20 protein-coding genes are annotated in these 20,392 nt (G+C 41.5%); 10 read left to right on the top strand and 10 right to left on the bottom strand.

The window, feature by feature from the left end:
- Positions 1-2: 2 nt before the first annotated feature.
- Positions 3-1,913 carry a 1,4-alpha-glucan branching protein GlgB gene (gene glgB / locus DMZ48_RS05295; RefSeq protein ID WP_143954336.1) on the bottom strand — a complete coding sequence of 637 codons (1,911 nt, stop codon included), beginning with the start codon at positions 1,911-1,913 and terminating at the stop codon, positions 3-5.
- A 206-nt stretch (positions 1,914-2,119) separates the two neighbouring features.
- On the opposite strand from glgB, the gene DMZ48_RS05290 reads away from it, so the two are divergent.
- The 5 genes from DMZ48_RS05290 to lpdA all read left to right on the top strand — a co-directional run bounded on the left by DMZ48_RS05290 (position 2,120) and on the right by lpdA (position 6,258).
- Complete coding sequence (locus tag DMZ48_RS05290; protein WP_143954072.1) at positions 2,120-2,989, top strand: alpha/beta hydrolase; 870 nt, start codon at positions 2,120-2,122, stop codon at positions 2,987-2,989.
- Positions 2,990-3,149: 160 nt separating this feature from the next.
- Complete coding sequence (locus DMZ48_RS05285) at positions 3,150-3,656, top strand: hypothetical protein (protein ID WP_143954071.1); 507 nt, start codon at positions 3,150-3,152, stop codon at positions 3,654-3,656.
- A 143-nt stretch (positions 3,657-3,799) separates the two neighbouring features.
- Positions 3,800-4,300 carry a peptide-methionine (R)-S-oxide reductase MsrB gene (gene msrB / locus DMZ48_RS05280; RefSeq protein ID WP_143954070.1) on the top strand — a complete coding sequence of 167 codons (501 nt, stop codon included), beginning with the start codon at positions 3,800-3,802 and terminating at the stop codon, positions 4,298-4,300.
- The gene (gene msrB, locus DMZ48_RS05275) at positions 4,293-4,688 is read left to right on the top strand and encodes a peptide-methionine (R)-S-oxide reductase MsrB (protein WP_143954069.1); all 396 of its coding nucleotides are present in this window, start codon (positions 4,293-4,295) and stop codon (positions 4,686-4,688) included. Before msrB (DMZ48_RS05280) ends, msrB (DMZ48_RS05275) begins: the two co-directional genes overlap by 8 nt.
- Before the next feature lie 178 nt (positions 4,689-4,866).
- Positions 4,867-6,258: a dihydrolipoyl dehydrogenase gene (lpdA, locus tag DMZ48_RS05270; protein WP_143954068.1), complete on the top strand. Its 1,392-nt coding sequence runs from the start codon at positions 4,867-4,869 to the stop codon at positions 6,256-6,258.
- Positions 6,259-6,921: 663 nt separating this feature from the next.
- On the opposite strand, the gene DMZ48_RS05265 is transcribed toward lpdA, so the two are convergent.
- The 4 genes from DMZ48_RS05265 to DMZ48_RS05250 form a co-directional block, all read right to left on the bottom strand.
- On the bottom strand, positions 6,922-7,662 hold the full coding sequence (locus tag DMZ48_RS05265) for a Dph6-related ATP pyrophosphatase (protein WP_143954067.1): 741 nt from the start codon (positions 7,660-7,662) through the stop codon (positions 6,922-6,924).
- Entirely contained in the window at positions 7,652-8,074 is a 423-nt protein-coding gene (gene aroQ / locus DMZ48_RS05260; RefSeq protein WP_143954066.1) for a type II 3-dehydroquinate dehydratase, read from the bottom strand. The genes DMZ48_RS05265 and aroQ overlap by 11 nt, the downstream gene beginning before the upstream one ends.
- 111 nt (positions 8,075-8,185) lie before the next feature.
- Positions 8,186-8,770 carry a porin family protein gene (locus tag DMZ48_RS05255; protein ID WP_143954065.1) on the bottom strand — a complete coding sequence of 195 codons (585 nt, stop codon included), beginning with the start codon at positions 8,768-8,770 and terminating at the stop codon, positions 8,186-8,188.
- A gap of 161 nt (positions 8,771-8,931) precedes the next feature.
- The gene (locus DMZ48_RS05250) at positions 8,932-9,531 is read right to left on the bottom strand and encodes a porin family protein (protein WP_143954064.1); all 600 of its coding nucleotides are present in this window, start codon (positions 9,529-9,531) and stop codon (positions 8,932-8,934) included.
- Positions 9,532-9,699: 168 nt separating this feature from the next.
- Here DMZ48_RS05250 and xerD point away from each other — a divergent pair, with 168 nt between their 5' ends.
- Positions 9,700-10,614 carry a site-specific tyrosine recombinase XerD gene (gene xerD, locus DMZ48_RS05245; protein ID WP_143954063.1) on the top strand — a complete coding sequence of 305 codons (915 nt, stop codon included), beginning with the start codon at positions 9,700-9,702 and terminating at the stop codon, positions 10,612-10,614.
- Positions 10,615-10,759: 145 nt separating this feature from the next.
- A complete protein-coding gene (locus tag DMZ48_RS05240; protein ID WP_143954062.1) occupies positions 10,760-11,437 on the top strand; it encodes a lysoplasmalogenase family protein in 678 nt (225 codons plus the stop codon).
- On the opposite strand, the gene DMZ48_RS05235 is transcribed toward DMZ48_RS05240, so the two are convergent.
- Positions 11,430-12,740 (bottom strand): NAD(P)/FAD-dependent oxidoreductase, encoded by a 1,311-nt coding sequence (locus DMZ48_RS05235; RefSeq protein WP_143954061.1) that lies wholly within the window; start codon positions 12,738-12,740, stop codon positions 11,430-11,432. The two genes, DMZ48_RS05240 and DMZ48_RS05235, sit on opposite strands and share 8 nt — an antisense overlap.
- A 344-nt stretch (positions 12,741-13,084) precedes the next feature.
- On the opposite strand from DMZ48_RS05235, the gene DMZ48_RS05230 reads away from it, so the two are divergent.
- Both DMZ48_RS05230 and DMZ48_RS05225 read left to right on the top strand, forming a co-directional pair.
- On the top strand, positions 13,085-13,579 hold the full coding sequence (locus tag DMZ48_RS05230; RefSeq protein ID WP_143954060.1) for an RNA polymerase sigma factor: 495 nt from the start codon (positions 13,085-13,087) through the stop codon (positions 13,577-13,579).
- 1 nt (position 13,580) lies between these two features.
- On the top strand, positions 13,581-14,198 hold the full coding sequence (locus DMZ48_RS05225; RefSeq protein WP_143954059.1) for a hypothetical protein: 618 nt from the start codon (positions 13,581-13,583) through the stop codon (positions 14,196-14,198).
- A gap of 115 nt (positions 14,199-14,313) precedes the next feature.
- Here DMZ48_RS05225 and DMZ48_RS05220 read toward each other — a convergent pair whose 3' ends face one another.
- Genes DMZ48_RS05220 through DMZ48_RS05210 form a run of 3 tightly spaced genes read right to left on the bottom strand, consistent with a single transcriptional unit; the run spans position 14,314 to position 18,601 of the window.
- Complete coding sequence (locus DMZ48_RS05220) at positions 14,314-17,121, bottom strand: alpha/beta hydrolase family protein (protein ID WP_143954058.1); 2,808 nt, start codon at positions 17,119-17,121, stop codon at positions 14,314-14,316.
- A gap of 31 nt (positions 17,122-17,152) precedes the next feature.
- Positions 17,153-17,956 carry a lysophospholipid acyltransferase family protein gene (locus DMZ48_RS05215; RefSeq protein WP_143954057.1) on the bottom strand — a complete coding sequence of 268 codons (804 nt, stop codon included), beginning with the start codon at positions 17,954-17,956 and terminating at the stop codon, positions 17,153-17,155.
- A 48-nt stretch (positions 17,957-18,004) separates the two neighbouring features.
- Positions 18,005-18,601 (bottom strand): NUDIX hydrolase, encoded by a 597-nt coding sequence (locus DMZ48_RS05210; protein WP_338420295.1) that lies wholly within the window; start codon positions 18,599-18,601, stop codon positions 18,005-18,007.
- Between the two features lie 43 nt (positions 18,602-18,644).
- Here DMZ48_RS05210 and DMZ48_RS05205 point away from each other — a divergent pair, with 43 nt between their 5' ends.
- The gene (locus tag DMZ48_RS05205; protein WP_143954055.1) at positions 18,645-19,379 is read left to right on the top strand and encodes a peptidylprolyl isomerase; all 735 of its coding nucleotides are present in this window, start codon (positions 18,645-18,647) and stop codon (positions 19,377-19,379) included.
- Between the two features lie 14 nt (positions 19,380-19,393).
- On the opposite strand, the gene DMZ48_RS05200 is transcribed toward DMZ48_RS05205, so the two are convergent.
- Positions 19,394-20,008 carry a trimeric intracellular cation channel family protein gene (locus tag DMZ48_RS05200; RefSeq protein WP_143954054.1) on the bottom strand — a complete coding sequence of 205 codons (615 nt, stop codon included), beginning with the start codon at positions 20,006-20,008 and terminating at the stop codon, positions 19,394-19,396.
- Positions 20,009-20,392 lie beyond the last annotated feature (384 nt).

Raw genomic sequence — 20,392 nt, 5'->3', positions numbered from 1 at the left:
GGTTATAAAATATTCATAACCAAAACTCCCAAAGGCGGTAGTTTAAGGCTTGCAGAACAAGGCTTTCCGAGATAAGGATTTTCCTCAATCGTTATAGACCTGGTCATTCCTGATCCACTACCTCCATATCTGGCATTATCGGAATTAAATAATAAATTTAATTTCCCAGGTCCGGGAACACCAATTTTGTAATTTTCTCTGACAACCGGTGTAAAATTACACACTACGATGAGGGTACTTTCAGCATCATGACCCTTTCGAATGAATGCGATCACTGAATTTTCAGCATCACCGTAGTTGATCCATTCAAAGCCTTCTGATGAAAATTGTTTTTCATAAAATCCGGGTTGTTTTTGATACAATTCATTCAGATCACTGACCAAAAGTTTAATTCCTTTATGATAGTCATATTGCAATAGATGCCAATCCAGACTTCCGAGGAAATTCCATTCATCCGACTGAGCGATCTCTCCACCCATAAAGAGTAGTTTTGCGCCCGGATGTGTATACATATAGGAAAACAATAAACGAAGATTCGCAAATCGTTGCCATTCATCACCGGGCATTCTACCCAGCAAGGAGCGTTTTCCATAGACCACTTCATCATGACTTAGCGGAAGCATAAAATTTTCCGTAAAAGCGTAAGTCATACTGAAAGTAATATCGTTGTGATGATATCTTCTGTGTATGGATTCCTTTTTAAAGAATTCAAGGGTATCATGCATCCAGCCCATCATCCATTTCATCCCGAAACCGAGTCCACCCAGATAAACAGGTTTTGTAACCCCTGTAAAAGCGGTTGATTCTTCCGCGATGGTTTGAATTCCTTCAAAGGAACCATATACGGCCTCATTCATTTCTTTTATAAATTCGATCGCTTCAAGATATTCGTTGCCCCCATACTTATTGGGCTCCCACTCTCCATCTTCACGGGAATAATCCAGGTACAACATCGAAGCTACTGCATCTACCCTGAGACAATCGGCATGAAAGCGATCCAACCAGAAAAAGGCATTGCTGATCAAAAAGCTGCGCACCTCATTTCTTCCATAGTTAAATATAAGGCTCTTCCAATCAGGATGATAGCCTTTCCTTTTGTCAGGATGTTCGTAAAGATGGGAACCATCAAAAAATCCTAATCCGTGTGCATCTTCAGGGAAATGCGAAGGAACCCAATCCAGGATCACCCCTATTTCAGCCTGATGCAGGGCATCGACCAATTCCATGAGTCCTTCAGGCTCACCGAATCTTGAACTCGGTGCAAAATACCCGGTGATCTGATACCCCCAGGAAGGTTCATAAGGAAATTCCATAACCGGCATGAATTCAACATGCGTAAAATTCATCTCTTTAAGATAGGCGACTAATTCTACCGCCAATTCTGAATAGTTCAGGGATCTTCCGTTCTCTTCAAGATTCCGTTTCCATGATCCCAAATGCATCTCATAAACTGCAAAAGGCCTGTCAAGACCATTCTTATCCGTGCGAAATCCCATCCAGGCTTCATCTTTCCAGACGTGATCATGCTGCCATACCACAGAAGCTGTTTTAGGAGGCTGCTCAGCATATAAGGCATAAGGATCGGCCTTTTCAGTAATGACACCGTTATAATTCGAGTGTATTTTAAATTTATAACGGTCTCCCTTTTTAACACCCGGAATAAAGCCTTCCCATATTCCAGATTGATCCCAGCGTACGTTCAGTTTATGATCATTTTCATTCCAGTAATTAAAATCACCGATCACAGCAACAGAATTAGCCGATGGCGCCCAGACCGCAAAATAACAGCCTTCCACACCTTCCCTGCTTACCGGGTGTGCTCCGAACTTCTCATATAGCCTGTAATGTTTTCCAGATTTAAATAGATCTATATCAAATTCAGTGAACAAACTGAATACCTGTACCTGACTCATAAAATTATAGTCGCTTTTCTTTGGATCCCAGCAGCGATCTCCTGACATACCAGACTGTAATCCTTCGTTCTAGTCTGTAATCTTTCATCGCCGGGGAACAAATTTTTGTATTTCATGGAGTTGTTATATCCGAAGGAAATATGTTGAATTAAAAATATAAAAAAGGTTTTAAAAATAAGTAACTTCGCAGGTCAAATCGAAAATAAATGGCGCATAAAAAGCATAAAGGTTACCGACAACAAATACGTGTCCCTTCCTATATTAAGAAAACTGCACGTTTTCTTGAATTTACCATGCCTCCCCTGGCGATAAAATTTGCTTCAAGGCTGTTCGAAACTCCGATTCGTTTTAAAATGCCTCATCGGGAACATGCGATGGATCAGACAACCGCTCAGCATACTGAATGGGTTCCGGAACTCAATAAGGAGATCATGATCTATCAATATGGGAAAGGTGAAAAACTGGTTCTTATACTGCACGGATGGAGCGGTCGTGGCACACAATTATTTAAAATCGCAGATGCCCTAAAGGAAGAAGGTTATGCGGTTTTAAGTATCGATGCACCAGCCCATGGTAAGACTAAAGGCAAAACGACCAATATGCTGGAATTTATCAAAGCTGTGGAATTTCTTGACCACAGGTACGGACCTTTCTATGCCGGTGTAGGACACTCATTAGGAGGGATGAGTCTTATGAATGCCGCCAGCAGAGGAGTAAGATTCCAGAAACTCGCTATTGTAGGTTCCGGGGATCAGGTAATGGATATCGCATTGGATTTCACTCGAAAACTGGGCATGAAAGACCAGATCGCCTATAAGCTCAAGGAAGATCTCGACAAAAGATCCGGTATAAATGTCGCTAACCTTTCTGCAAGTATCGCCGCTAAACAGGTACATGTTCCGGTGCTTGTAATTCACGATGAAGACGACCTGGATGTTCCTGTTTCCGCCGCACATAATATCCACAAACACCTTCAGAATTCACAATTAATGATCACTGAGGAACTGGGACACAATAAAATTCTTGGAAATAAAAAAGTGATTCATAAAATCGTAGACTTCTTTAATAATAAATGATTTAAATTATTGATATACAATTGATTAATAAAATTTACCTAAATTATTACATCAAGTGTTTGAATTTTGTATTTCTAAAATAAAATGCATATCAATTTTCATAGGTTCTGTCATTTGGCCTGAAAATTGTTTGTATCTTGAAAACTAAAATCCATTAATTATGAAAAAATTATTCGCACTATTATTCGTAAGCACCCTTCTTTTCGTTTCATGTGAAGGTGATCAGGGCCCTCCGGGACCACAAGGCCCGGCCGGTGATTCCTTATTGGGTAGTGTATTTGAGTATACTGTATCTTTTAATTCCGGTAATAACTGGGAAGTTTACAGAGATTTTCCTTCAAACCTGACCGTTTATGATACCGATGTCGTACTGGCTTATGTGTTGAACGGAGTTGACGGAAATACCGATATCTGGGAACCTCTTCCACAAACGATCTATTTTCAGGAAGGACAGTTGTTAACTGGATATGACTATACGCTTGGGGATATACGATTCTTCCTTGACGGAACCGTAAATCTATCTGCTTTGAGCAGTGACTGGACGGATAATATAACATTCAGAGTTGCGATTCTACCTGCAGATGCAATCAACGGAGTTGACACCAGTGATTTCAGTAATATCATGCCATATATCAAAGATTCAGAAATGATCAATTTAGATCTTTGATCTTAACTTACTGAATCGTATCGAATCAGGAATGCGAAAGAAAGAAATTATTCTTACTTTGACATTCCTGATTTTTTTTTTATTTGAAATGAATTAACTTTCCTTACGACCAAAGTATCGTGTAACCATACTATCAGACTTTTATGACGCGTTTACTTATTTTATTATCGATCGCCCTCCTAACCGGATGTCAAACCGGTGCTCAGGAAAAGAAACAGGCTCAAAACGAAGACAAGAACCATGTTTTTCCGGTTGAAAAGACCGATGCTGAATGGAAAAGTGAACTCGACCCTATGGCGTATTACGTTCTGAGGAAAAAAGGAACGGAGCCACCGGGAAGTAATAAATACAATAAATTCTATAAAAAAGGTGTGTATTATTGTGCAGGCTGTAGAAAACCCCTATACCACTCTGAAAATAAATATGACAGTGGCTCCGGCTGGCCGGCCTTCGATCGTGGCATAGACAGCAATCTGGAATATTCGCAAGACCGATCACTGGGCGCACTGCGTACTGAAGTGCATTGTGCAAATTGTGGAGGCCATTTAGGACATGTTTTTGAGGATGGCCCCAGAGAAACAACAGGAATGCGACATTGTATAAATTCTGCAGCATTAAAATTTGAAGCAAAATCAGATGAGTAATTATAAGATCTCCAAGTCTGAAGCTGAATGGCGTCAGCAACTCGACGACGACTCCTATCGAATTCTTCGTCAAAAAGGCACAGAGATGCCCCATACCGGCATTTATAACCTCCATTTTGAAAATGGCGAATATCGCTGCAAAGGATGTGGAACTCCACTATTTACCAGCGACCAAAAATTTGAAAGTCATTGCGGATGGCCTTCATTCGATGATGCCAAAGAAGGTGCGATCGAATACATACAAGATCATTCTCATGGCATGAACCGTACCGAGATTCTTTGCTCTAATTGCGGAGGACACCTTGGACATGTTTTCAACGACGGACCTACCGAAACCGGGTTGCGATACTGCGTGAACTCAGCCAGCCTTAACTTTGAGGAAAAATAACCTTATAAGATTTAGTGACTGATCAAAAGATTTGAGTAGCACTTGCACCCCTTCGATGCCGGTAATGCCATGTTTCACATATTTAAAATTAGCCGTTATATAACCAAAAAAATTTACGTTTTAGAAAGCTATTACGTACCTTCGTACTCGCAAAATTTTGTCAATTAAATTCTACGATATGAGTAAATATGATGTGATCGTTTTAGGAAGTGGTCCGGGCGGATATGTAACTGCTATCCGCGCTTCACAACTGGGCTTCAAAACCGCGATTGTTGAAAAAGAAAGTTTGGGGGGTGTCTGCCTCAACTGGGGATGTATACCCACCAAAGCATTATTAAAATCGGCTCAGGTTTTTGAATATTTAAAACATGCCGACGATTACGGATTGAAAGTAAAGGATTTTGATAAGGACTTCGGTGCTGTAGTGAAAAGAAGCCGTGGTGTTGCTGAAGGAATGAGCAAAGGTGTTCAGTTCCTGATGAAGAAGAACAAAATCGATGTTATCGAGGGATACGGTACACTTAAGCCGGGAAAAAAGATCAGTGTTAAAGGTAGTGACGGAAAAACTGCAGAATATAGTGCAGACCATATAATCATTGCTACCGGAGCACGTTCCAGAGAACTTCCAAGCCTTCCACAGGATGGTAAGAAAGTTATCGGATACCGTGAAGCGATGACGCTTCCAAAACAGCCTAAGAAAATGATCGTTGTAGGAAGTGGAGCGATCGGAATCGAATTCGCATACTTCTACAATTCAATGGGAACAGAAGTAACCGTGGTTGAATTCATGCCAAACATCGTACCGGTTGAAGACGAAGAAATCTCAAAACAACTGGAACGTAATTTCAAAAAGAACGGAATCAAGATCATGACCTCTGCTGAAGTTACCAAAGTGGATACTTCAGGCTCAGGAGTGAAGGCTACCGTTAAGACCAAGAAAGGTGAAGAAGTACTGGAAGCAGATATCGTACTTTCTGCCGTAGGTATTAAAACGAATATTGAGAATATCGGACTGGAAGATGTAGGTATTGCTACCGATCGTGACAAGATTCTTGTCAACGATTACTACCAGACCAATATCCCGGGATATTATGCGATCGGAGATATTACTCCGGGGCAGGCTCTTGCACACGTGGCTTCTGCTGAAGGAATCCTTTGTGTAGAGAAGATCAAAGGAATGCATGTGGAACCTATCGATTATAACAACATTCCTGGTTGTACCTATTGTACACCGGAGATCGCCTCTGTAGGTTATACCGAAAAAGCGGCTAAAGAAGCTGGTTATGAGATCAAAGTAGGTAAATTCCCGTTCTCAGCTAGTGGAAAAGCCAAGGCTTCCGGTAATGCAGACGGATTCGTTAAAGTTATCTTCGATGCCAAATATGGTGAATGGCTTGGATGTCATATGATCGGAGCCGGAGTTACCGATATGATCGCAGAAGCGGTTGTGGCTAGAAAACTGGAAACCACAGGACATGAAGTTCTCAAGGCAGTTCACCCACACCCTACCATGAGCGAAGCGGTTATGGAAGCCGTCGCAGATGCGTATGATGAGGTGATACACCTTTAAAAACACAAAAAGGGCCGTCAAGTTTTTGACGGCCCTTTTTGTGTTTAGTGACGTGCACCTGATGGTGCTGAGTGTCGATCCTGGTTGCTGACGCAATCAGTTCTCCAGTGTCGCGGTTTGTTTTGCTGGCGCAAAACTCCCTTGAGTGACCTTATTGCTCGCTGACGCATCGCTTATTGGTTTATCATGACATGGCTCGCTTTCGCATTGCTGGTGAGATTCGCTTGCTGACGCATCGCTTTTTCGTCCATCTTGACTTGGCTCGCTGACGCATTGCTGGTGAAATTCACTCGCTGACGCATCGCTTTTCGTTCATCTTGATATAGCGCGCTTTCGCATTGCTGGTGAGGTTCGCTTGCTGACGCATCGCTTTTTCGTACATCTTGACTTGGCTCGCTGACGCATTGCTGGTGAGGTTCACTCGCTGACGCATCGCTTTTCGTTCATCTTGACTTGGCTCGCTTTCGCATTATTGGTGAGATTCGCTTGCTGACACATCACTTTTTCGTTCATCTTGACTTGGCTCGCTTTCGCATTGCTGGTGAAATTCACTTGCTGACGCATCGCTCTTTCGCATGGCTTTTTCTTGTCGGAACTCGACTCGCTGACGCAACGCTGTGGAGGTTTGCTCGTTAGCGTATCGCCATAATTCCTTTTGGAAATTTAGAGATTGTCTGGTATAAGATCACAGAAGTAGAAATGATTATCCCATTCGGGTTCGTCTTCTTCTTTAAAACAATTATCCTCTTTCTTTTTTGCCGGGGTGTATTGTCTTTCCACTACCTCTCCTACCGAGAAAGATATGGGTTCCTTAAAAATAGGTCCGTCGAAGACAAAGGTGTGAAATTCACCGTTCTCTCCACAGGGATCAACATTTTCAGGGAATTCATTTAGCAATTCTTCAGAAAGGAGTTTGCCGGCAAATTCTTTTCCCAGATATTTCGCATTCACACACACGATAATGGCTTTGAATCCCAGTTCCAGGAATTCTTTCATCAGCGCTCGTGTGTCGATCTTCCATAACGGGAAAACTGCGTTAATCCCAAACTCTGCCAGTCGGTCTTCACGATACTTCTTGAGATCTTCCAAAAAAATATCTCCGAATACAGTATGCGTATATCCTTCATCTTTTAGCATTTCCATGTGATGACTCATTATACTGTTGTATTGTTCCATGGAAACGATTCCAGGTAACAGGATCTCGTGTAATGGGATACCCAGGCTTTTAACCTGTCGGAAAAGCAATTCCTTGCGGAGTCCGTGCATCGATACCCGATCACTCTCATCATTGAGGGTCGTAACCAGTGTTCCCACCTCATAGTCAGGATCATTGAGTATCTTGTAGAGCGCCATTGCAGAATCCTTTCCACTGCTCCAGTTGAAATATGTACGTTTAACTGACATTTATAAAACTTTGTATCGCCAGATCATAACTTTGGAGTCCGAAGCCCAGGATTACCCCTTTAGCATGTGCTGAAAGATAGGATTGATGACGGAAAGATTCTCTTCCGAAAGTATTACTGATATGAACTTCCACTACAGGAGTGGTGATCCCTTTGATCGCATCGCCAATTCCTACAGAAGTGTGTGTATATGCACCGGCATTCAATATGATCCCGTCATAACTGAAACCCGTTTCATGGAGTTTATCGATGAGCTCCCCTTCAATATTCGATTGGAAATAATCGATCGAAAGATCATTGAACTTTTCTTTGAGTTTCCCCAGATAATCCTCGAAGGTTTGACTGCCATAAATTTCAGGCTCTCGCTTTCCTAAAAGGTTTAGATTAGGGCCATTTATAATAATGATCTTCATGAATGTCTATTTATGGTAAAAGTATGAAAAACGCCTATCAAATTAAAACAATAAAAAAGCGGATATCCGTTCCCGGATATCCGCCAAAGCAGGTTCATGTTCTGCAGTCTTCTAGAAGAAGAAACCTGCCGATACCTGAATAACCCCGTTATGAATCTTATTATCAGAATCATCATCGATCAGATTCGCTAAGCCGAGATTATATCTTCCGTTAAGAAAGAAACCGTTATCAAATTTATAACCCAATCCGAAATTAGCTCCGAAATCAACTTCCCTTAGATCATCACTGATCTCATATTCCGCGGAAAGGTCTTCACCATCAAACTCCACACTGTCATTGATCAAAAACCCAACCTGAGGACCGACTTCCAGACTAAGGCCTTTAACCGGGTAAATTTTCGCCATAAATGGCACATTGATATAATCGAGTTTTAAAGTGACATCCGTATCGCCATAACTTTGTTTCCCCCCCTGTGAGGAATAGATCACCTCGGGTTGAAATGAGAAGGAATCAGACATGATCAATTCTGCTACACCCCCAATGTGAAAGGAAGTTCGCATATCGATACTCTCTGTATTATCCCCTGTTATATCAGCAAAGTTAGCTCCACCCTTTACCCCAAGCTTAACGAATTGGGCGTTTGCAGTAATTACCGATCCAGCGATCAAAACGAATGCTAAAATGACTTTTTTCATATCTAAGTTTTAAGATTTATACCTCAAAACTATCAGGAATAAATGGGAATATCCGCTTAAATCTTGTTAAGAATCTTTAAACTTCTGTTAATTTATCCTACAAAAAAAGACGGAAACCTTACGATTCCGTCTTTATTAGATTTTATAAAAAGGGTGGCTTATTAAAAATAGAAACCGGCAGATAATTGAATCACACTGTTGTATTGTTCATCATAATTACTATCGACATTAGAAAGCAGATCTCTGTTATAACGCGCGGTTAAAAAGAATTTTTCCCCAGGATATACTGTAAACCCAATATTAGCCCCTACGGTAAGGTCATTATATTCATCAGAATCAAAACTATCTGAAATATTGGCGGCATCATATTTTACATTTTCATCGAGTTTATAACCTAATTGCGGACCCGCATCGATGCTCAATCCATCAAGAATATAGAATTTGAACATCACCGGAAGTGTCAGATAACTGAGTTTGATATCTGCATTAAAATCAGTGGCAATCGGTTCTTCTATCAAAAATACTTCACTGTATCCCTGAGAAGAATACAGCAGTTCCGGTTGGAAGGAGAATTTCTCAGACAACATAAATGATGCGAGCAATCCGGCATGGAAAGAAGTACGCATATCGCTCAAATCACCATTCGGACCGGCCATATCCGCAAAATTCACCCCTCCTTTTGCTGCAAAGATCGGTCTTTGAGCATGCGCAAAACAAATGATTCCAAATAATAAGAGGCAGGTTAAGATTGGTTTTTTCATGATATTTAAAAATTTTAGTCCTCAAATATATAGGAATAATATTACATATTCACCTTGTTAATTATAATTATATAGCGGGTAGCGTTATAACCAGAATACCTGTAATATTCAGAAATATACCTTGTTATTACTTGTTGAACTGACAGTTTAAGTAGTATATTTAACCATATGAAATGGAATCATGCCTTAACTGATTATGAACATTATCTGAAGATCGAAAGAGGGCTTTCTCAAAATACCATTGAGAACTATAAGCTCGATGTTCAGAAGTTGATACATTATCTTGAAAAGCATGAGATAACGGTTACCCCTACTTCCATTTCCACCGAGGAGCTTCAGCAATTCGTCTACCTGACCGCTGCTGAGATAAATCCTCGCTCACAGGCACGACTCATCTCCGGTTTAAAGAGCTTTTTCAACTTTATGCGATTCGAAAAGTATCGGGAAGACAGCCCGGTGGATCTTATCGAGGCTCCACGTTTGGGAAGAAAATTACCGGAAACGTTAAGCGAAAAGGAAATCGATCAGATCATCAAGTCCATTGATCTGAGCACTCCTGAAGGAGAAAGGAACCGAGCAATGCTTGAAACGCTTTATAGTTGCGGGCTTCGGGTATCCGAACTTGTCGGGTTGAAGATTTCCGATCTGTATTTCAAGGAAGAATTTATCCGGGTAACCGGTAAAGGGAACAAACAACGTTTCGTGCCGATCACCTCCCTTGCCATGAAGTACATCTCTCTATATATCCATGAGATCAGGGTACACCTCCCAATTCAGGAAGGTCATCAGGATTTTGTATTTCTGAATCGGCGTGGTCGTCAGTTAACCAGGGCCATGATATTTACGATCATTCGACAGCATGCAGCGAAGGCAGGGATTAAGAAAAAAATCAGTCCGCACACCTTCCGCCATTCGTTTGCTACCCACCTCCTTACCGGAGGAGCTGACCTTCGCGCAATACAACAAATGCTCGGTCATGAAAGTATCAGTACAACAGAGGTCTACATTCATCTTAACCGGAGCGATCTTGCACGTACGATCCGAAATTACCATCCACGCCGATCCGGACGAGGAAAATTCTGAACCTTCTTTCCGGTCAATTCTTATGAACCCCCTGTGGAATAAGGCTGTACACGCTATTTAGACTTATTATTAATTCATTAATACACAAGCTATTAATTTCATTTTTTTGTACATTAGTTACAGAAAAATCCCAAGATTTTACTAAATGAGGAAACGTTGGTTCATGGTACCGGTCTTTTTGATCTTACTGGTGGTAGATCTTATATTCCGATTTTACCCGAGTGATTTCGATCTTAGATTACTGACCTCTCCTCCGGTTTTGATCTGTCTGATGATCTATTATTTTCTGAACAGTCAATCAAAACCCCGGGAAGAGCGGATTATGGTGTTCATTGCTCTGACTTCTCTGATGATCGGACAAATGTTATTGATCTCCGGTCAAAATATCAGTACAGCGGTGATCGCCCTCACCCTGTTCACCATTGCAATGGTCTCATATTCTTTTATCTTTTACCGAAATTCCGATGGAAACATCAAGAGAGCTATCCCCTTCATACTTATCTCATCTCTCATTACAATTGGAGTATTGTATTTCTTATATGACAGCCTCCAACGTTATTATCTCCCGCTTCTGATCTATGTAATCACGCTTATCTATACTCTTCAAGGGGCATATATGCGCTATAATCAAGTAAATACAGAAAGTTTTTATCTGGTATTATTAGGTACACTCTTCTTTATATTCTCCCAGATGATCGACGGCCTGAATATGTTTGGCCATATTGGCACCGCCCGTCTTGGAATTATCATGCTTTTCTATGCAATGTCACAGTTTATGATCATTCACGGTATTCTCGTCGAACATAAACAATTGGCTAAGTAAAAGGGTTCCCTGATGCTTTTCGAATTTCACGATTCTTTTTATAGGGCCTGATGATCAATCGTGCCTCACGATCGAACCGCACATAATTGTACACCCAGTTAATAAACACAACGATTCGATTTCGGTATCCTATGAGGAAGTACAGATGCACGAACATCCAGACGAACCAAGCGAAAACTCCCTGATATTTTGTTCTTGGCAAGTCTACTACTGCCTTGTTTCTTCCAATAGTAGCCATAGCTCCTTTATCCCGGTAATGAAAGGGCTCCATCGGCAGATCTTCGGTTAAACGAATAAGATTGTCTCCAAGATGTTTGCCCTGTTGTATCGCCGGCTGAGCCATCATCGGATGTCCTAAAGGAAAGTCTTCAGATTCCATGCTGGCGATATCCCCTATTGCAAATACATTTATCAACCCCTTGACCTGACTGAATTCATTCACGATAATACGATTACCCTTAGTGACAAGATCCGTTCCGTCTATACCTTTCACGGTTGCTCCTTTAACTCCTGCTGCCCAGATGAGTGTAGCTGTTCGCATGCTCAGATCAGTATTGGTTGTCACGAGATCACCGTCATACCTTGTTACCCTGGTATTCTTCCAAATATTAACTCCGAGGTCTTCCAAAAATTCTTCCGCTTTTTCCGATGCTTCATTGCTCATGGCATTTAAAACACGGTCAGAAGATTGTATGAGGTTGATCTGCGCTCTTCTGGTATCCAGGTCCGGATAATCCTTAGGCAGAATTCCCTTTTTTATTTCTGCCAACGCTCCTGCTAATTCCACTCCGGTTGGTCCTGCCCCTACGATCACGAAATTCATCAGTGCATCCCGATCGTCCATACTATCGGCCAGCAGGGCTTCCTCGAAATTTTCTAAAATAAGGGACCTCAGATTTAAGGACTCAGGTATGGTTTTCATACTCATACTGTTCTTTTGAATTTCTTCATTTCCGAAAAAATTCGTGTCGGAACCGGTCGCGATCACCAGGTAATCATAATCGATCTCTCCGATATCACAAATCACCTTGTTGTTCTCGGTATCCACCGATTCCAAAGTAGTTAGCCTGAAAAAGAAATTGGAATACTTCGACAATATCTTCCGAATAGGATAAGCGATCGAATCCGGTTCGAGTCCGCCCGTAGACACCTGGTATAACAATGGTTGAAATGTATGATAGTTATGACGATCGAGAAGTACGACCTGTATATCCTGTTTGGAAAGTTTCTTTGCCAGTGAAATTCCTGCAAAACCTCCTCCGGCTATGATAACTCTGGGAAAGCTTGATCTCGGTATATTCATATAAGCGCCTATTCCTTCAAATTTAGGATTAATATCCTTGGTAACCGAAATAATTTCAAAATCTTGGTGTAGAAGGTAAGTGGTGAATTATGGATTATGGATTATGAATTGTGAATTATGGATTATGAATTATGGATTGTAGATGGTTGATTATAATTCCATTCTTAATTCTTAATTCTTAATTCAAAACAAGATTGCCGGGTTATACCGTACCACAGTATAGGATACGGTGAGTCAAAGTATATTGAATACTGTAAACAATCGGCTTGTTGTTAAAATTATTTTATCTTCAGTGTAACAAAACTTCAAAAACGGATACCAATCTTTAAACCTTAAATGCGTTAGTGAGTAAAGAACTGGAACATAGTTTTATCAGCCAACTGGAAGAACATCAAAATATCGTGCATAAAATATGCAGGATCTACACCAATGACAGCGATGCTCACAAGGATCTGTTCCAGGAAATTACCATCCAGTTATGGAAGGCGTATCCGAAGTTCAGAGGGGATGCTAAATTCAGCACCTGGATGTATCGGGTGGCGCTGAACACAGCGATCACTCTTTACCGAAAATCCAAAAAACAACCCAAAACTCAGGATATCGACAATGTGGTATATAAGGTCAGGTCTGAACCTTATGATGATACTCAGGAAAGACAGCTCCGATTGATCTATGATGCTATTAAACAATTAAACGACATTGAGAAGGCTTTGGTCTTTCTCTACCTGGAGGATAAAAACTATTGCGAGATCTCTGAGACACTGGGTATCTCTGAAGTCAATGCACGGGTAAAGATGAACAGGATCAAAACAAAATTAAAAACAATACTTAACCCTTGATATGGAAGAGTTAGATTTTTTTAAAAAAGAGTGGCAAAAGAAGAGTGATGCTCTTCCAAAGCTCTCCTATGACGAACTTTATGCCATGATCCTGAAGCGATCCCGCTCCACGGTAAAATGGATCTTTATCGTTTGTCTCATGGAGTTCGTACTCGGACTCCTGATCACACTGCTATACCATCCGCAGTTTGAAAAGAACATCAAAGTACCACCCTTTCTGGAATGGACTTCTTATCTCCTGATCCCGGTGCTGGTATATTTTATCTATCGCTTTTTCAGCAATTACAGAAAGATCTCAGCTGATTCCTCTGTAAAAGGACTCCTCGACAATATTATCCGATCCAGAAGAACTGTTAAAGCCTATATCCTTTTCAACCTTATCTATGGCGGGATCATATCCATGTATATGATGATCCATAATTTTGTTTCCTCTAAAGGTGGATGGGACGAATTTATCAGTCATGCAGATTCTAAAGAATACCTATTGGTCATCGGAGTGACACTGATCAGTACTGCAATCGTACTCGGTTTCTTTATCGGTTTCTATGCCCTGATCTACGGATTCTTTATGCGTCGACTCAAACGTAATTACAACGAGCTTAAAAAGATCGAATTCTAAAATCACAGTCACTTCCCTATCAAATAAAAACGCCCGGATTTACCGGGCGTTTTGATTGGTATCAATTTTTTATTTTCATTTAAGTCACAGGTAACACTTTCGTCACCGGTGTCACTTAATAGGCTTTATCATAATCTTTGGTCAATGCAGGCCTGCCCTTCTTCATCCATTTAGGTTCGGGCTTGTCTTTAAGATAGTGATCGAAGAACTGCATCATACGAATAGAAAGGTCTTTACGGTTACCCCAGCTTCGGCCTTCGAGGTTATGAGGCTCTCCATTATAACTCAACATCCATACCGGCTTATTCAATCGCCTCAAAGCGACAAAATATTCGATCCCCTGATACCATGGCACTGCACCATCTTCATCATTGTGCATCATCAATAAAGGCGTATTGATCTTATCTGCATAGAATAACGGAGAGTTTTCGATATAGAGTTCTGGTTTCTCCCAAAGGGTTCCTCCGATACGGCTTTGTGTATGTTCGTACTGAAACATACGGCTCATACCGGTTCCCCAACGAATTCCGCCATAGGCACTTGTCATGTTACTTACCGGTGCTCCTGCCATTGCTGCCGCAAATCGATCGGTCTGGGTGATCAGGAAAGCCGTTTGATAACCTCCCCAGCTTTGCCCTTGTAAAGCAACACGTTCGGTATCCACGAAGGGAAACTGATCTACCATGGCCTCTACGCCACTTACAATACAGTTATAAGCACTTTTCCCGGGATAACCATCTTTGTAAACGATATCCGGCACAAAGATCAGGTAATCGTTACTCACATAAAAGGTCTTATTTACCGTAGAACGGCTTGGAGCGGGCGTTACAAAACGATTCAAATTGTCGGAAGAGCGCTCATAGAAATAGCTCACCATGGGATACCGTTTTCCGATCTCCATATTCTCCGGCATATACAGAATTCCCTGTAAAGGAACCCCGTCATAGGAAGTCCACGACACCAACTTAACATTACCCCATTTATAAGCAGCCATCTGTGAACCACCATTACTGATCTTCACGGGTGCTTTAAAACGACTGTCTGTTGCATAGAGTTCAGGATATTCTTTAAAACTTTCTTTGGTATACAACAATGCATCACTATTGTCTGCTTTGGCTGCGAGTCTTAAGGAATAATCTCCTTTCATAATCGTCTGCGGGTGACGACTTCTTTTAAAATTAGCATAAGCGATACCTGCCTGTTTGGTATCCTCATTAAACATACGCACGAGCACCTTACCATTCATATCGATAAATTTCTCATCTCTGTCGAGTTGCTGATATCGGTACTCCATGTGATTTTCTCGTCCGTCGGCAGTAACGCGCACTGGTTTTTCCTTCATGGTTGGATCGAGCTTCCAGATGTCGTAACGGTCGTAGATAAAAATATAGCGATCGTTCTCTGCCCAACCGGTCACACCATAGGCATAGGGCTCAGACGGCGTATCATTAAGTTCATCATAGAACTTTACCGGAAGGTTTTTGGTCAAAGGCAATTCTTTACGCGTAGCCAGATCCAGACTGTAGTAAATACTGTCTTCACGGTTATAGTACACTGCATATTTTTGCGCAGGGCCCACATTAATTGAACCCTGACCCTGTTTCAAAAGGCGTCTTTCCCCGGAATTCATATCGATCAGATAAAAATCCCTGATCCAGAGTCCGTTCCATGATTGCGCTCTTTTATAAGGAGTATCATCGCTCCCAAGTGCATACGTCATATCCCCTTTTTCCAAAACTGAAACATCAGGAACCAACGTATCTGAAAGCTGAATGGCCTGCATTTGAGGAATATTCAGTACTGCCAGATAGGTCTTACGTTTATCTCTGGATAAGTTAAGTTTTTGCATCGGCTGTAGTTCAAGGTCAGTCCAGGACCAGATATCAAGTCTTTCCCGCTCATTGTTCAAAAGCGTATCCTTTTCATGCTCGGTCTCCAATTCTGAAGTTCCGAAGAAAAGTCGCTTTCCGTTCTCTGAAAAGTACAGTCTGGAATTTTCTGAAACCGTCCAACCAGTCGGCAAACCATCGATCCTTGTATCTGCTACACCCTTGACAGCGCCGGATGGATTCCCAAGGAATAATTCATATTTCTTGATCTTGGTTGTATCCGTTGTTTTTAAGAAAGCAAAATAATTTCCGTTATCCTCGAAACTTACTCCTTTCAACCAACCTTCTTCATTATAGATGGTATCGTGCTTTTTAGTACCCGCATCAAACCATATCATTGCAGAACGGGTTCCCACTGAATCTTTTTTCTCGGTAGTCAGCAACAACTTGTCTGACTTTTTGGCCCAGGTGTATTGCTTGATCTTGTCAAAGGAAATACTGTCTCCTGATAATGGATTCATCACCACAACCAGCGTATCCAGCTTCATCTTTGGTTTTTTCTCCTTCTTATCACCTTTATCGGTTGCCGCTACCGTATCTTTTACGAGTGTATCCTTTACCTGTTCTTCAGGTGTAGAAACAATCGTCTTAAAAGCCAGCCATTCTGCACCCTCTTCAGGCATGCTATACCCATAGTTCTTTGGATATTTCTTCAGCTTATGGCTACTTAGCACATAGATTCCCAGAGAATCCTTTTCTTTTTTCTTACCAGAAGTCTTCTTGGTCTCTTCTCTTCTTCGGATTTCCAGGGGAACCTCGATATCGAAAGTCACAAAATTACTGTTCGCACTAAAATTAGCATTAGTTCCTCTTGGAATTGTATCCTGAAAGGATGTCTTGAGATCTTTGATAATCAAGACGCCGTCTCCCATTGCAGGATCATATTGATAAACGGCATAGCGACCATTTTCAGACATCTTTACGCCACCAATCGATTTCCAGCTATCGAAATCATCGGGTGTCAAAGCTCGTTTCTGGGCATAGGAACTGATTCCGAGGATCAGTAATAGCCCAACGAAAAAGTTTTTGATCATAGTAATGTGTGGTTAATTGTTAGTTACGGAATTAATATTGCCATTGGCGGGTTTTGTTGAGGGCTTCCATCTCTTCTACTGCTTCATGCGGAATCACTTTGAGGAAGGAAGGATGCTGCTCGATCGCATATTCGATTTTTTCTACGATCTCCTCGATACTTTCATTGTCATAATCGATTTCCAGAGGTTCTTTCACAACAAACGACTGTAAGATACCCTTTTTCTTGATACGAAGTCCCTTCTTATCGAAAGACCTTCTGAAGCCATCGATCACGATAGGGATCACAATGGGCTTGTATTGTTTAATGATATGTGCCGTTCCTTTGCGTATCGGTTTCCAGGGCTTGGTGGTTCCCTGTGGGAAAGTGATCACCCAGCCATCATCCAGGGCAACTCCGATATTCTCCGTATCGTTCAGATTGACCTCTCGTTTAATATCCTGTCCTTTTTCTCTCCAGGTTCGCTCAACGGTTATAGCTCCTGCATAAGCAAGAACTTTTGGAAGAAAACCTGAACGCATGGTTTCCTTTGCGGCAACATAATAGATATTCAGTTTTGGGTGCCACAGATAACCGACATTCTTAATACTGTCTACACGGTGACTGAGACTGGCATTGAACACATGGAACATCGCCACAACATCGGCAAAATACGTTTGGTGATTGGAAACAAAGAGCACGCCGGTTTCCGGAAGTGATTTAATGATCTCCGACCCTTCGATCTGCAGTTCATTGAAGCCACGATAACGCTGATGCGTCATTACTCCTGCAATACGTATCAGCCACTTTTTAAGCAATAATATATGTCCGAACGGATTTTTTTTAAATAATCCCATTCTTTTATTTTAAATTTTTCAGAATTGCAAAATTACGAAATCCTGTGGTTAGGTTGCCCGCAATATAATATCTTTTACTTCATTTAACATCATTGCTGTCGCTCCCCATACATTAAAATCGTTCAATTTGAATACCGGAACCGCAATTTTACCGGCATAGGAGGTCTTATAATCATGACTTCCGATATTACGTTCATCCAGCAATGCAGACAGCCTAACCTCCAGAATCTCTTCCACTTCCACTTCATCCGGAATGAACTTGAGGAATTTTCCGGAAAAACCCATAAAAGGAGTTACCAGAAAATTACTGGGGGGAATGTAGATCTCAGAGATCGGTCTGATCACAGAAATATCCGTCGGCGCCACTCCTACTTCTTCCTGGGTTTCCCTTAAAGCGGTATACATCAGGTCAGGATCTTCCGGTTCTTCCTTGCCTCCCGGGAAACCCACCTGATTAGAATGCACACCCTTATAGGTCTTTCTCAGGATCAGTAAAAGATTGGTGTCACCTGTTAAGTCCGGATAGAACAGGCTAAGCACTGCTGCTTTTCGCATGCTATCTCTGTCAACATTCAATGCTTCCAGCGCCTGAATACGTTGTTCAGGTGCCATTTTATAGTGAGATTCCGCACCGGGCAATGCCATATTTTTTATTTTTGGTACCAAATCTTTAAAATCCTGAAATTTCATGATATTTAAATCGTCTCTATTCCCTACAATATTACTATTATTTCTTTGTACAGCCTGCGGTGATAGCCGTCAAAAAAAGTCGGGAGATACCGGGGCAACTACCAGGGATACCCTTTCGGCAAAGGAACAGGTTGTCGATTCCACTTTGGCTACCAAAGAGGAGCCGGAAGAAGAGCCTTTTGAACTAAACGATGACAATGCCATTCCTTTCTTTTTTGATTACGAAAAGAAAAATCCTGAAAAACTGGTCAGAGTACATACCTCCATGGGTGATTTCGATATCGAACTCTTTGAAAACACACCCTATCATCGTGCGAATTTCATCTTTCTCACTAAAAAGAAATATTTCAACAACACCCTTTTTCATCGTGTTGTGAAGGACTTTGTTATACAAGGAGGTAATTCCGACATGCCTTCCACCAACCGAAAACGAAGGGAGATCGGCACCTATCTGCTTCCTCCTGATACCGATAAAGGACATTCTCATGCCCGTGGGATCGTCAGTATGCCCAGTAGCGATAACGTGGATAACCCACACAAACTCGCTTCGCCTTATGAATTCTTCATTGTGGTTCAAAAACCGGGTGCGTTTCATCTTGATGGAAAATACACGGCTTTTGGAAAAGTGATTTCCGGAATGGAAGTGGTTGACAAAATCAATCAGGTACCGATCGATGATGGCGAATGGCCTTTACAGAATGTCACCATAAAATCTGTGGAGATTCTCGACTAAATTATGCACCCTTATTAAGATGCCTTTGTTTTATAAATATTAGGAAGTGTTATATTATACCGCACTGCCAACAATCGTATTACGATGACGACAATAATCGGCACCATGAAAATAATATCGCTTTCAACATTGAAGTATTTCAGAATAAAATAGCTGATTCCCCCGATAACACAGGGGGTTGCATAGATGGTCCCGTTGAATATCAGCGGGATCTCATTACAAAGTATATCTCTTATCACCCCACCAAAACAGGCAGTAACGGTTCCTAATGTAATACACATCAAAGGAATGAGTCCGGCTGCAAGACCTTTTTCCACGCCAACCACCGTATAGAGTCCGATACCAAGGGTATCAAACAAAAAAAGTGAGGTTCGCAGGTACTTTAATTTCTCACGAAAAAAGAAGGCAAAGAACACCGCTATAATGATCGTATAAAAGTACATGGGGTTGACGAGCCAGGTTACCGGCTGCACCCCTATGATCACATCTCTGATCGTACCTCCCCCGAGCGCGGTAACGAAGGCAATGATAAAAATCCCAAACGGATCCAACCTTTTATTCATGGCGGTAAGCACCCCTGAAATAGCAAAAGCGAAGGTCCCCAGAAGATCGATAGCATAATAGAACATACGACTGTCATTTTACTTTGGATTCAAAGATAACAGGAATGCAGGAATTTAGGGAGTGTATTGAGATATTCAAGTTGAGCACCCTGTCTTTGATACAAAACTATAACATTACGCACCCAACACTAATTCACAATGTTACCGTTGCACAGAACCAGCTTACTACTCACCCAGTGACACAGTTTTCAGTATCGGTGACCCAAGTGACGGGTGCATTGTGAACTAGTTTGCAATAACGATAACATTGGGCCCCAGGTAATCGGCACGTAATGATCTTGTTTTAATCAACGCTTATCAGTGTTGGTGAGCCAGATTTGAAGTGTCTGAGTGTTGGTAATTTACATTTCAACCTTTGTATTCTACAGTTCAGCAATTCATCTTTTTAAA

Origin of the sequence: Robertkochia solimangrovi (assembly GCF_007279655.1) — a bacterium.
Taxonomy (GTDB): Bacteria; Bacteroidota; Bacteroidia; order Flavobacteriales; family Flavobacteriaceae; genus Robertkochia; species Robertkochia solimangrovi.
Note: the sequence above shows the minus strand (reverse complement) of the source record. Positions and strands in the feature narration are given on the sequence as shown.

What these genes read in the sequence shown, in the direction of transcription:
- DMZ48_RS05250 (WP_143954064.1), bottom strand. Translation starts at nt 9,531, where the DNA reads ATGAAAAAACCAATCTTAACCTGCCTCTTATTATTTGGAATCATTTGT.
- DMZ48_RS05265 (WP_143954067.1), bottom strand. Translation starts at nt 7,662, where the DNA reads ATGTCAGTTAAACGTACATATTTCAACTGGAGCAGTGGAAAGGATTCT.
- DMZ48_RS05215 (WP_143954057.1), bottom strand. Translation starts at nt 17,956, where the DNA reads ATGGGATTATTTAAAAAAAATCCGTTCGGACATATATTATTGCTTAAA.
- DMZ48_RS05205 (WP_143954055.1), top strand. Translation starts at nt 18,645, where the DNA reads ATGATATTTAAATCGTCTCTATTCCCTACAATATTACTATTATTTCTT.
- DMZ48_RS05240 (WP_143954062.1), top strand. Translation starts at nt 10,760, where the DNA reads ATGAGGAAACGTTGGTTCATGGTACCGGTCTTTTTGATCTTACTGGTG.
- aroQ (WP_143954066.1), bottom strand. Translation starts at nt 8,074, where the DNA reads ATGAAGATCATTATTATAAATGGCCCTAATCTAAACCTTTTAGGAAAG.
- msrB (WP_143954070.1), top strand. Translation starts at nt 3,800, where the DNA reads ATGACGCGTTTACTTATTTTATTATCGATCGCCCTCCTAACCGGATGT.
- DMZ48_RS05210 (WP_338420295.1), bottom strand. Translation starts at nt 18,601, where the DNA reads ATGGCATTGCCCGGTGCGGAATCTCACTATAAAATGGCACCTGAACAA.
- DMZ48_RS05220 (WP_143954058.1), bottom strand. Translation starts at nt 17,121, where the DNA reads ATGATCAAAAACTTTTTCGTTGGGCTATTACTGATCCTCGGAATCAGT.
- DMZ48_RS05290 (WP_143954072.1), top strand. Translation starts at nt 2,120, where the DNA reads ATGGCGCATAAAAAGCATAAAGGTTACCGACAACAAATACGTGTCCCT.
- glgB (WP_143954336.1), bottom strand. Translation starts at nt 1,913, where the DNA reads ATGAGTCAGGTACAGGTATTCAGTTTGTTCACTGAATTTGATATAGAT.
- DMZ48_RS05235 (WP_143954061.1), bottom strand. Translation starts at nt 12,740, where the DNA reads ATGAATATACCGAGATCAAGCTTTCCCAGAGTTATCATAGCCGGAGGA.
- DMZ48_RS05255 (WP_143954065.1), bottom strand. Translation starts at nt 8,770, where the DNA reads ATGAAAAAAGTCATTTTAGCATTCGTTTTGATCGCTGGATCGGTAATT.
- xerD (WP_143954063.1), top strand. Translation starts at nt 9,700, where the DNA reads ATGAAATGGAATCATGCCTTAACTGATTATGAACATTATCTGAAGATC.
- DMZ48_RS05200 (WP_143954054.1), bottom strand. Translation starts at nt 20,008, where the DNA reads ATGTTCTATTATGCTATCGATCTTCTGGGGACCTTCGCTTTTGCTATT.
- lpdA (WP_143954068.1), top strand. Translation starts at nt 4,867, where the DNA reads ATGAGTAAATATGATGTGATCGTTTTAGGAAGTGGTCCGGGCGGATAT.
- DMZ48_RS05225 (WP_143954059.1), top strand. Translation starts at nt 13,581, where the DNA reads ATGGAAGAGTTAGATTTTTTTAAAAAAGAGTGGCAAAAGAAGAGTGAT.
- msrB (WP_143954069.1), top strand. Translation starts at nt 4,293, where the DNA reads ATGAGTAATTATAAGATCTCCAAGTCTGAAGCTGAATGGCGTCAGCAA.
- DMZ48_RS05285 (WP_143954071.1), top strand. Translation starts at nt 3,150, where the DNA reads ATGAAAAAATTATTCGCACTATTATTCGTAAGCACCCTTCTTTTCGTT.